Origin of the sequence: Candidatus Nitrosopumilus sp. SW, assembly GCF_006740685.1 — an archaeon.
GTDB lineage: Archaea > Thermoproteota > Nitrososphaeria > Nitrososphaerales > Nitrosopumilaceae > Nitrosopumilus.
Genome location: NZ_CP035425.1, coordinates 1,351,532 through 1,363,834, shown reverse-complemented (window position 1 = coordinate 1,363,834; position 12,303 = coordinate 1,351,532). Strand labels below are relative to the sequence as shown.

The window sequence follows — 12,303 nt, the reverse complement described above, 5'->3', positions numbered from 1 at the left end:
ATCAACTCCTGTGAATGACAAAAAAAGATTATGAAAAAATTTGTGATACAATAGCAGGAATTAGCCCATACATCAGATTTGTAGGAGTAATAGGAGAAAGTGGGGAATTACAGGCATACAAAAGACGAGCAGATTTAGTGCCATTATTGAATGAAAAAAATACCCAATACCAATTCTCACATATTGCAATAAAGACAGACTTGGAAGGATTTTTTGATAAAAATCTAGGAGAAATCGAATTTGTGTGGGAAGAACGAAAAAAAGTACAAACAATATCATTTGCAATCAAAAAAGAAAGAGTTTGGATATCAATTGATAAAAAAGTAATTAGATCAGAGGTACTCAGAATTATTGACTCTTGTTTACCAATTGTAAAAAAATATTCTTAGAAATTGAAGTGTCCATATTGTGAGATCGATTTAGATTCGCTTAGTATGACAGATGGGTTGAAACATGTTTTAGAGCATAAAAAAGAAAATCAAAATTAGCTTTTTTTATTACTTTGAATATGAAATAACATGGACGAACCTGATGAAATTCAAAAACTAATTGATGAGATCAGTTTTAGAAAATCAAATTCTAAAGAATATGAAAAAATGAATGCAGAAGATATAGGAAAGGAACTTAGAGAAGTCATGAAATTTGAGCAAGAGTCTTTTAAAAAAATAGAGGAATTTGAAAAAACACAAGACAATCCAGATTTGATAAAATACGCAAAGATGATTTGTAAAAATACCACACAAAGAGAGATTACACAAATACAAGAAATCTATTTAAAAAAAATCGATGAAGAGTATCTAAAATCAAAATAGACTATTTTTCTTCATACAGCCAACAGCGAACATATCCAGTTTCAGTTTTGAATTTAGGTGGGAGTTGTTTACATTTTTCAACAACCTTAGGACATCTGTCAATAAACCTACACTGAGTTGGAGCATCAAGTAAGCTTGGAGGAATTCCTTTGATGTATTTTGGTTTGTTTCCCTTCAAAGTTGGAATAGATTCTAAAAGTCCTTGAGTGTACGGATGTTTTGGATTTTTATAAATTTCTTCTAAAGAGCCAAATTCAATTATTTGCCCACCATACATTATCCCAATTTTATCAGCAATCTCAGATAAAACTGCCAAATCGTGCGTAATTAACATAATAGACATACCAGATTTTTTCAGGGATTTTAAGAGATTGATTATTTGGGCCTGAATAAGAACATCAAGTGCAGTAGTAGGTTCATCAGCAATTACAAATTTTGGTTTTAAGAGCAGAGCCATAGCAATTACAACTCTTTGTTTCATGCCACCACTAAGCTCATGAGGATATTTTTTTAGAACATTCTCATCAAGATTTACAGAATTCATTGCATCAGAGATTAACTGTTTTGAATCACCTTCAAAGTTATGTTGTTTTAGGATTTCAAGAAATTGTTCATTAATAGTAAAAACAGGATCAAGTGAATTCATTGCACCCTGAAAGACCATAGAAATTTTTTTCCACCTAAAATTCTCATTGAATTCAGTTTCATCCATGTCTAAAATGGATTTATCATCAAAGACAATCTCCCCTTGAGTTTTTCCCCCTGAAAGCATGCGAATGATAGACAAGCCCAAAGTACTTTTTCCACATGCACTCTCACCTGCAATTCCTATTGATTCACCATCATTTAATGAAAAATCCACATCATCTACAGCATAGACAGGACCTTTTGAGGAATCATATCTAGATGTTAATCCATTAACAGATAGAAATCCCATGATTTTTCATATCCAAACTAGAATTTCTGTTTTGCACTAAGGGATATAAACAACTTTGTCAGAATGAAAAATCGATTCAAATGAAATTACCAATATGTGGCTTTGATGCAAAAAATTCAATACTATGCCCACAATGTGAAGGTAAAGTTGAATCAGGAGAATTAACTCAAGCTGATGTTGACGCATCAATGGTTCTGGCCAAAGTTGCAAAATCAAATAATGAGATTGAAAATTTTACATTATATTCATGCAAGGAATTTCAAGGCAATTTCGTATTATCGTTGGCAAAAAATGACATCATGATTATTAGACAAAGCAGGACATTATACAGACTACTTCAGGACCAATTCAAAGGCAAGATTTGGCTGGTAGAAGCTGATGAGACAGATAAGAGGTTCATTGAAGATTTATTCTTTCCAACCAAAATCCTTTCAATAAATTCAGTTTGGGCACCAGGAGGAGTTCAAAAGACAAAAGCAGTTGTTTCAGGCAAATGGACGCCTAAATTCCCAATTGATACTGAAAAAGTTGTTGAAATTGTCAAAAATGCCCGAAACCTTGACATTGAGATAGAATTTGAGGATAAAGGTAGAAAGTAATGGTCTTTGTAAAAACTCATGACATTTCAGAACTCACATCTGAATTAATTGGAAAACAAGTTGTTTTAGGTGGTTGGATTGAGGATTTAAGAAAGTTAGGAAAAATGTCATTTATCACATTACGTGACGTGTCTGGAATTTCCCAAGTCATTGTAAAAGGTGAATTAAACGACAACCTTGGAGAAATTAACCGACAAAGTGTTGTAAGTGTAAAGGGAATAGTACAAGAAACAAAAGCAAGAGATTTTGCATTTGAAATTAAAGCAGAAGAAATTGAAGTGTTAGGAAAAGCAATTCATCCATTGCCAGTTGATCCTATTGGAAGGGTAGAAAGTAACATCGATACAAGACTAAATCATCGTGCACTAGATATGAGAAATCAAAAAACAGCATCCATTTTCAAATTAAGACATTATGTTTTACAGTCACTAAGAAAGACATTAGCAGAAAAAAAATTCATAGAAATTACTACGCCAAAAATTATTGGTAGTGCAAGTGAAGGCGGGGCAAATCTCTTTTCATTGGAGTACTTTGGAAAGAAAGCATATTTGGCTCAAAGTCCACAATTATACAAAGAACAGATGACAATAGGATTAGAAAGAGTATTTGAAATTTCAAACTTTTACAGAGCAGAAAATTCTCATACAGGAAGACACCTTAGTGAATTTACAAGCATAGACATTGAAGCAGCATTCATGGATTACAATGACGTTATGGATGTTTTAGAATCACTAGTTATGGAAGTCTACAAGTATACTGCAGAAAATTGTAAAAAAGAACAAGAAGAAATAGGACATACAATAGAAGTTCCAAAATCACCATTTGAGAGAATTACATACAATCAATGTATTGATGAACTAAAGAGTGCAGATGAAAAAGTAGAGTTTGGAGACGATTTGTTAGATTCACATCTTAGAATAATAGGAGACAATCATCCAGGATTTTTCTTTTTGACAGACTGGCCTATGAAACTAAAACCATTTTACATTAGAGAAAAAGATGAAGACCCAGAATTATCACGCTCATTTGACTTGCAATTTGGATACCTAGAATTATCTTCAGGAGGAACAAGACTACACAACCCAGAGATGCTAAAGGCCAGACTAAAAGAACAAGATTTGGATCCGGCACAATTTACTGACCACCTTAAAGCGTTTGATTGGGGAATGCCTCCACATTCAGGATGGGGAATGGGATTAGATAGATTGATGACCACATTGATTGGAATTGATAATGTACGTGAAGTGGTATTGTATCCACGAGATCCTGACAGACTAAGTCCATGACAAAAATATTTTCAATTAAGACACATGTTAGCAATGAAAATTACCAATACTGGAATGTTAGCTAAAAGTTAATGTACGTATAGAATAGGAGATTTTTATTGAAAAAAGAGTTTTCAGTTATTTTATTTTCATTAATCCTTTTATCTTCTTCAATTCTTGCAAATTCTCAGGCATTTGCACACAATAATAGCAATCCAAATGATCCTCCAGGAGCACATGCTCCAAAAATCAAAGTCAAAGTAATACTTGAGAGTATCAAATTAAATGAAAACCAAGATGACCCTATTGATGCAGGGGAAGCAGAACTTGTTTTCAGTTATGTTTTTAATCATAAAGGACATGATGAAAATTTCAAAGATCATAAAGACTATGATCATAACTATATGGATTATCGACTAACAACATGCCATTCAGAATCAAGGCCTGATTCAACGTGGAGTTGTTACCGATGGTTTGAAGAACCAGTAAAAAATTTTCGAAATGAAGTTCTTTATGAGCACATTGAATGTTCTGAAATGAGTCCAATTACATACACATTTGATCTTAGAGAATCTGATCAATCTACTGCAAATACGGTTATTGGTGGTGCTACAACTGTTGCAGGGGCAGCTCTTGCATTTGGTCCTGGAGGGTGGGTTGTTACAGGAAAAGCAGTTGCAGTTGCAGGTATTGCCACTTTCATTGCGGGATTAAATGGTGATGATCATTTAGGGATTAAAAATGATACAATAGAAAAACCCCAATCAAACATTGTTACAAAATTAAAGGGAGATGATGGGGGTGCTGAAATTCGTTGGTCCGTGATTACAGAGCCCGTAGATGATCCTAATGGAGAATGCTTACCAAAAGAAGAAAAAGAAGTTGCAAGCTCCATTCAAATTCCTACAACAGATCAATTTGCACTAGCTGCTTCAGTAGATGATTTTATTTCTTCTTCTAAAGATGTAATTCGTCTCAATTCAGATTCTCAAAAAGAAGAAGGATTAACTGAAACAACAGATTTAGAATTTGAACAACTCAAACAAAAAACTCCTAGCATAGTTGTAGATTATGCAGATGCCATTTATGACACCATTTCCTCCGAATCAGATAGCACACAAAAATCAATCGCTAATGATTTTGCACTTGAAGCTCAATCATTAGCTTCTCAAGGAAAATATATTGAATCTCTTGATAAATATGAAGATGCATTTTTAGCCATCTATGACATTGAACCTAAAGAAGAATCTTCTTTACCTCAGTGGATAAAAACTTCTGCTCAATGGTGGGCAGATGGAATTGTTAGTGACAGAGAATTTGCAACATCTTTGGCATTTTTAGTCAAAGAACAAATTGTTCAAGTAGATAATGTCGAAGTTGATTCCCAGGGTACAATAGCAATTAGTGACAACATTGCAATTCCTCAATGGATTCGAAATAATGCGGACTGGTGGGTTGCTGGAGCAATTTCTGATAATGATTTCAAGCAAGGAATACAGTTTATGATGAAAGAAGAGATTATTTCATTTAAGGAAAAACAAAAACAAATAGACACAATAGAGATTAGTCAAGATTTTATTTTTAATTTATACAAGGAACAAAAATGGAATGAGTTAGCATTTACGTATCTTTTAGAAACAAAGAATTTAGAATCAGAAATTTTTGATGAGGCAAGTGATGCTGCATGGGATATTTACTCTGAAGAAAAAACCTCTGAGAATCAAGAACTTGCACAAAAAATGCAGACATTAAAAGACAAAACTGATACGGATTTGAAGAACTCTGTTTCTATTCTCAAAAATACACAACAACAAATCACATCAATAGAGGAAATTGCAAATAAAATCAACATTCCAATTTTGGAACTTGAAAAAAGTGTTGAACAACAAGAAATTTTGATTGAGTCAGTTAGAGACGATCTTATCAGCATTAACGATGGTTATGTAAAAGCACAAGATGCACTAAAGAAAGCAAAATCAGAAAAAGATATGGCTGTTTTTCATCTAAATGTGTATTCGCCAGCTACCATCACTTCTTATAATTTCGATACAAAAATTACAAACATCCCAGGCGAGGAGTTGAAAGTACTGGAATTTACTATTGTAGGAGAAAATTCAGAAATAACTAGAATTAACACAATAGCAATTGATTTAGGATCTATAGAAGTTTCATCACATTCAGATACCGGTAATTTGGTTTCACAAGGAGACGATATTGTAATAGGTGTTTTTAACATTCTAGGTCTAGGGCAAGAAAACGTTTCTGTTACTTCCATAGGAATACAATTTTCTTCAAATGATGAATTGGGAAAAGATATGGTAGAACAAGGTGAAGATGATTTTGATTCAATTGCCGATGACTTGCAAAAAATAGTAGTTTTAGATCTTAGTGAGCCCAGTGAAGTGCGAGTTGGTGATGAACAAGACGACATAGATGGGACTGAGGTAGAAATTGATGAAGGTGGTGAAATGGAACAATTATCTTCACTCACAATTTTAGAAATTGGTGGAGTCCAATATCCAATTTCTCAGTTTACTTTATGGCAATGGGATGGAGAGTGCGATAATGCGTGGCACTATCATACAAATTCAGGCCATGCAGTTAATTTGGAATTGACTGGAATAGAAGATCCTGATCCTGAGAATTGTGGATTTGGCAAAGTATCTGAAGTTCCATCATACAATACATGGTTGACTCAAAGTCAGGTGGATGCATTTTATGAGTTGACTGGAGTTAATCCTGCAGGAAATGAGGCCCAAATGGGTGGCTCTGGTCCTTGATTCTAAACTCTTTGATCAATCCCTAAATACAAGATCTAAATACAAAATACATGAAATTAGCCGCTAATCAGGCGGTTAACAGTCAAACTAAGTCCATAGTCATTCAGATTTTTATTGTAATAAAATTACATTAATTCATGATAGAACAAGAAGATGCAAAAAAAGTCGTTGAAGTCATAGGAAATAATCTGATTGGAGTTTCACATGATTCAAATAGTTTTCAAAAACTACCAGATTCTTTTTGGGGGTATTTTGCCAGAGGTCATGATAAAAAAGGAAACTTTGGAGTAATTGTAACATATTCTGAAGATGGGAAAGATGTGGATGAACTAATCAAAATGTATGAAGAGTGGGCAGAAAAGAATAAACCAAAATCTGAATAGATTATTTTGTTTCTAACAATAGTTTCCGATAACCCTGGCATTCTTTACAGATAGGTTTTCCTTTGTATTTGGGGTTACCTTCCTTAATTTTGAGTGTACCTTCAACAAGTTTACAAATACAACATTTTGCCATTAAAGATTCATCCAAAATCCGATTAATAAAAATTGGTAATTTGAAAAAGAGATAAATTCAAAGAATCAGATCTAATCTAGTGTACAAATGTGATTTTTGCGGTTCAAGTTTTGGAGATAGAGTTTGTTACTTTTGTGAGAAGAATTGTTGTACATCATGTATGATAGATGATAGAACGCGTTGTAAGGAATGCTACATTCACAAAAGAAAATTAAGTGTAAAGCAACTAGTAAGAAAAAACAGGCTAGTCTTTGTTTTTATTGGATTTTTGTGGTTTTATGCAGTTTTTCCAGGACCATTTATGCCAGGATTAGAAGGAGGATTTTATGTAATATCAGTTGTTGCGGCAGTTCTAATTTTGATTCCAGTGTGTTTGGCCATGTTTTTTTGGTCACTAAATCCACCAAAATCAGATGTAAAGAAGCGAAAAGATTAGAGGTTATCAGTTATCTGTTTTGTAAATTCAGAAGTAGTTTTGTCTCCACCAATATCTTTTGTTTTGATTCCAGTTTTTACTAAATCAAATATCGTAGATTCTAATTTTTGGCCAACTTCAAAACATTTTGAATCATTGTGTTTTGTTCCAAGCCAATCAAGCATCATTTTAATTGAAAGTAAGAACGACGAAGGATTTGCAATATTTTGTCCTGCAATATCAAACGCAGCACCATGTACTGGTTCAAACAATGCAAAGTTATCACCAATATTTGCAGCTGGAGCCATACCCAATCCACCAACAACTTGAGAAGATTCGTCAGACAAGATATCACCAAATAGATTTGTAGTGACTACAACATCAAATTCTTGAGGTTGTCGGATTAAGTTCATTGCACATGCATCAACATACATTTGTTCAAATTTGATGTCAGGGTAGTCTTTTGATACTTCAGTACAAGCTTTTGAAAACAATCCATCTGTAACTCGCATAACATTTGATTTATGAACACAGGTAACTTTTTTCTTTGAATTTCTTTGTTTTGCAGCTTCAAATGCATATTTTGCAATTCTCTTTGATGCATTTTCAGAAATTATTCTCAAAGCTACTGCAGCATCGCCCAAACTGAATTCTTTTCCAGTGTAAAGATCCTCAGTATTTTCTCTAACAATTACCATATCAATATCATCACGCAATGCAGGCATATGTGGATAAGATTTTGCAGGTCGGATATTAGCATAAAGATCAAGCATTCTTCTTAAAACAACAATTACATCAGCGGCACTTTCTCCAACAGGTGCCTTCATACAGGCATCGGATTGTTTTATTGCATTAATTGTTTCATCAGGTAATGCTTTTCCTGTTTGTTCTAATGCCTTATCTCCTGCAGATAATTTCGTTATGTCAAATTTCAAATCAAGTTTATCGTTAATGGTGGTCAATACAGAAATTGCAGATTCAGATAATTCAGGTCCAATTCCATCACCAGTAATTAATGAGATTTTATACATACGATCACTTTGTCAGAGTTTTGAGATTAACTTATCTGTTTTTCTTGAAGTAATTTTTTGAGCATTATTCTGTTAATAGCGTCAATAACTGCTTTGACAGAAGTAGTAACAATATCTTCACCTACAGATTTTGCTGAAACTTTGTTTCCTAAGGCATCTTCTACTTTAACAGTAACCTCACATAAAGCACCAGAACCACCAGATATAGATGCTAATCCATAATCTTTGATTCGGATTTCAGAAAGTTTTCCAGTAACTTTTTGGATTGCATTAAGTGCAGCATCAACTGGGCCAACACCATAATCAGTACCAACATGATCCTCACCATCTACATTTAATTTTACAAATGCATAAGGCATTGTTCCAATTCCAGTAGATACTGAAAATCCAGTTAATTGCACAATTCGTTTAAGATCCTTATCACCCATTACTTCACTTGCAATTGACAATAATTCTACATCAGTGAGTTGTTTTCCCTGATCACCAATTACTTTGACTTTGTCTAAGATTTGTTTTGATTGCTCTTCAGTTGGTTTTACACCATATTCAGCCAACATTGCATTCATTCCATGTACACCTGCATGCTTTCCAACCTGAAGCCATCTTTTTCTTCCAACAAGTTCAGGACTAATTGGCTCGTATGTTAGAGGATTATTCAACACACCATGAGTATGGATTCCTGATTCATGACCAAATGCATTTGCGCCAACAATAGCCTTGTTAGGCTGGACAATTATGCCCACAGTCTTTGAGATATATCTAGAGGTTTCATAGATTAATTCAGATTTGATGTTGGTCTCATACTTTTGTTCATGTGGCAAACATTTGAGTGCCATAGAAAGTTCTTCTAGTGATGCATTACCTGCTCGTTCACCAATGCCATTGATTGTGACATGAGCACATGCAGCTCCTGCATGAATTCCAGCCAAAGAATTTGCAACAGCTAATCCAAAATCATTATGACAATGAACACTGACTGGAAGTTTTGTAGCTTCGATTGTGTCCTTTGTAATTTGTGCCATATATTCAGGGGTGGAATAACCAACAGTATCAGGAATGTTCACTCTATCAGCACCTGCTTTTGCAACTTCACCAAATACTTTTTTCAAAAACTCTCTATCAGTTCTTGAAGCATCTTCAGCAGAAAATTCCACCTGAAGGCCACGAGACTTGCCATATTCTACTGCTTCAATTGCCTTTTCTAATGCTTGTTCTCTAGTCATTTGGAGTTTATGTTCCAAGTGAATATCAGAAGTTGCAATGAATGTATGAATATAGTTTAATCCAGCATCAACTGCAGCGTCAATATCTTTTTTGATTGTTCTTGTCAATCCTGCAATCTCACAAGACAATCCTTCAGAAGTAATCATCTTTACTGCTTTTAATTCACCATCAGAGATTACAGGAAATCCTGCTTCTATTGCATCTACTCCTAATTCATCAAGTTTTTTTGCAATAGATAATTTTTGATCTGGAGATAAGGATACACCAATTGTTTGTTCTCCATCTCTTAAGGTGGTATCAAATATTCTAACTTTCATTCAGCACCACTCCTTTGTAAGGCAGCAACACCAGTTCTTGCAACATCAATTATTCCAAATGGTTTTGCTAATTCCTCAAATGCTTTGATTTGATCAGGAGTTGCAGTTAATTCTACCATGATAGAGTCCTTTTTGACATCATGTACTTTGCCACCATATGCATTTGTCAATTTGTTTATTTCCATACTGTCATTAGCATTACTTAGTTTAATCTTAAAAATACTCAGTTCTCTATAGACGGTTTTGTGCTCATCTAAACGCTCTACTTTGACAGTATCAATCATTTTATCGAGTTGTTTTACGATTTGATCTATCTGTTTTTCATCTCCATAGGTAGTAATTGTCATTTTAGAGTATTCAGGATTGTCAGTTACACCTACAGAGATACTATCAATGTTAAAGTCTCTTGCACGAAATAGGTGTGTTACTTTAAACAAAATTCCTGGTTTGTTTTCAACTAAGATAGAGAGAATTGCCCACATGATAAATCACTATGATGGTAAGATCATGTCCTTGAGCGAAGTTCCAGGTGCTACAAATGGCAATACATCTTCTTCAGGATCAATTGGAATATCAATTACAGTTGCAACATCACTACTCAATGCGTCTCTAACTGCTTTATCAAGTTCATCCATGGATTCTGCTCGTATTCCTTGTGCGCCATAAGATTCTGCAAGTTTAACATAATCAGGACAATATTTTCCTTGGTCTACACCAATCATTCTTCTATCATAGAAAGTTCTTTGCCATTGAGCTACCATTCCCAATGTAAAATTGTTCATCACAAATACAATTACTGGAATGTCTTCTAGTACAGCAGTTGCAAGAGAGTTTTCAGTCATTGCAAAACTTCCATCACCAGCAATATCTACAACAGGAACATCAGGTTTTGCAACTTTGGCACCAATTGCAGCTGGAAATCCCCAACCCATAGTACCAAGTCCAGTAGAGCTAAAGAAAGTTCCAGGTTGAATCACATCATAAAATAATGATGCCCACATTTGGTGTTGTCCCACTTCAGTAGTAATGATTGATTCTTTTGGCAAGATTTCTCGGAGTTTACGTAAGAGTTTAGCTGCACCCATTTCACCTGGATGAAGTTTCAAATTTTCTTGCCAGTAAGATTTGGTTTCTTTTACATGTTTTACCCAAGGGGTTTCTTCAGTTTTTTTGATAGCTTTTTGCAAAAGTAATTTTACCATAATTCTGAGATTCATCTGTACATCTCCAACTACTGCAAGTTGTGCTGTTTGGTTTTTACCAATTTCAGCAGGATCAACATCCATATGAATAATCTTGAGATTTTTCTCAAATTCTTCAAAAGTTCCAACAGACCTATCAGAGAATCGAGTTCCAATTGCTAAGACACAGTCAGCCTCAGACATGATTTTGTTTGCTTCTGCATGTCCATGCATTCCAATAGGACCCAAACACAAAGGATGATTTTCAGGAAATGCACCTTTTCCTTTGAATGTAGTTACTACAGGAAGCATTAATGCTTCAGCAACAGCTTGTAATTCAGCAAAAGCTGACGAGATGATTGTTCCACCACCAGCTAAGATTACAGGTTTTTGAGCATGCATTAACATATCAATTGCTTTTTCTACTGCAACAATGTCTGGATCAGCCCAAGGATGATAACCTTGAATTTTAAATTCATCAGGGAAAACCATTTCAGATTCATTTTGTTGTACATCTTTTGGAATGTCAATTAAAACAGGTCCAGGTCTGCCAGTTTCTGCAATGAAAAATCCTTTCTTTACAACTTCGGGGATTTCAGAAGCATGTCTTGGCTGAAAGGCATATTTTACAACAGGGTTTGCCATTCCAATAATATCACTTTCTTGAAATGCATCTTTACCAATCATCGGAGTAGGAACTTGTCCAGTAATTGCAACCATTGGTGCAGAATCAGCTTGTGCTGTTGCGATACCAGTTAGAATGTTAGTTGCTCCAGGTCCAGAGGTGGCAAAACAGACCCCAGGTTTTCTGCTTACTCTTCCAAAACCATCAGCCATATGTGCTGCAGACTGTTCATGTCTTGCCAAAATGTGTCTAATATTACATCTAGCAAATTCATCATACATTGGAAGGTTTGCGCCTCCCGGTAAACCAAATACTTCCTTGACACCTTCTTTTTCCATTGCAGTCATCAAGGCCTTTGCACCAATCATATTTTCCATATTATTCATCAAATTTCTCTCCATAATTTTAATGTGTTAAAATCTTGAGCACACTTTACAGTGCTAGGACAACTGGCAATTCTTTGCCAAACATTACATCTAATCTTGTGCTCATTGAAATCAAAAAAACAATCAATCTATAATTAATAAAGATTATCTAAAGAATAATCAGAATTTTGTCTCAATTTGTGCAGAAGACTTAAACTGATTATTTTCACATTCAA

General features: G+C 34.5%; 12 protein-coding genes. 7 read left to right on the top strand and 5 right to left on the bottom strand.

What is annotated here, in order from left to right; translation table 11 throughout:
• The first annotated feature begins 14 nt into the window (after positions 1-14).
• On the top strand, positions 15-389 hold the full coding sequence (locus Nisw_RS08135) for a hypothetical protein (RefSeq protein ID WP_141978121.1): 375 nt from the start codon (positions 15-17) through the stop codon (positions 387-389).
• A gap of 129 nt (positions 390-518) precedes the next feature.
• Entirely contained in the window at positions 519-812 is a 294-nt protein-coding gene (locus Nisw_RS08130; RefSeq protein WP_141978120.1) for a hypothetical protein, read from the top strand.
• Position 813: 1 nt separating this feature from the next.
• Here the strand turns inward: Nisw_RS08130 and Nisw_RS08125 are convergent, their stop codons facing one another.
• Positions 814-1,749, bottom strand: coding sequence for an ABC transporter ATP-binding protein (locus tag Nisw_RS08125; RefSeq protein WP_141978118.1), 936 nt, complete (start codon positions 1,747-1,749; stop codon positions 814-816).
• 80 nt (positions 1,750-1,829) lie between these two features.
• On the opposite strand from Nisw_RS08125, the gene Nisw_RS08120 reads away from it, so the two are divergent.
• From Nisw_RS08120 to Nisw_RS08100, 5 genes are all read left to right on the top strand, one after another.
• Positions 1,830-2,348: a transcription elongation factor NusA gene (locus Nisw_RS08120; protein WP_141978116.1), complete on the top strand. Its 519-nt coding sequence runs from the start codon at positions 1,830-1,832 to the stop codon at positions 2,346-2,348.
• Positions 2,348-3,634, top strand: a complete 1,287-nt coding sequence (gene aspS, locus Nisw_RS08115) for an aspartate--tRNA(Asn) ligase (RefSeq protein ID WP_141978114.1) — start codon at positions 2,348-2,350, stop codon at positions 3,632-3,634. The genes Nisw_RS08120 and aspS overlap by 1 nt, the downstream gene beginning before the upstream one ends.
• A 98-nt stretch (positions 3,635-3,732) precedes the next feature.
• Complete coding sequence (locus Nisw_RS08110; protein WP_141978112.1) at positions 3,733-6,393, top strand: hypothetical protein; 2,661 nt, start codon at positions 3,733-3,735, stop codon at positions 6,391-6,393.
• 137 nt (positions 6,394-6,530) lie between these two features.
• Entirely contained in the window at positions 6,531-6,776 is a 246-nt protein-coding gene (locus Nisw_RS08105) for a hypothetical protein (RefSeq protein ID WP_141978110.1), read from the top strand.
• A gap of 293 nt (positions 6,777-7,069) precedes the next feature.
• Positions 7,070-7,345 carry a hypothetical protein gene (locus Nisw_RS08100; RefSeq protein WP_141978588.1) on the top strand — a complete coding sequence of 92 codons (276 nt, stop codon included), beginning with the start codon at positions 7,070-7,072 and terminating at the stop codon, positions 7,343-7,345.
• Here Nisw_RS08100 and Nisw_RS08095 read toward each other — a convergent pair.
• The 4 genes from Nisw_RS08095 to ilvB are packed head-to-tail and all read right to left on the bottom strand — an operon-like array spanning position 7,342 to position 12,088.
• Entirely contained in the window at positions 7,342-8,355 is a 1,014-nt protein-coding gene (locus Nisw_RS08095; RefSeq protein WP_141978108.1) for an isocitrate/isopropylmalate dehydrogenase family protein, read from the bottom strand. The genes Nisw_RS08100 and Nisw_RS08095 overlap by 4 nt on opposite strands.
• Positions 8,356-8,381: 26 nt before the next feature.
• Positions 8,382-9,896 (bottom strand): 2-isopropylmalate synthase, encoded by a 1,515-nt coding sequence (locus tag Nisw_RS08090; RefSeq protein WP_141978106.1) that lies wholly within the window; start codon positions 9,894-9,896, stop codon positions 8,382-8,384.
• A complete protein-coding gene (ilvN, locus tag Nisw_RS08085) occupies positions 9,893-10,378 on the bottom strand; it encodes an acetolactate synthase small subunit (protein ID WP_141978104.1) in 486 nt (161 codons plus the stop codon). Before ilvN ends, Nisw_RS08090 begins: the two co-directional genes overlap by 4 nt.
• A gap of 9 nt (positions 10,379-10,387) precedes the next feature.
• A complete protein-coding gene (ilvB, locus tag Nisw_RS08080; RefSeq protein WP_255430765.1) occupies positions 10,388-12,088 on the bottom strand; it encodes a biosynthetic-type acetolactate synthase large subunit in 1,701 nt (566 codons plus the stop codon).
• Positions 12,089-12,303 lie beyond the last annotated feature (215 nt).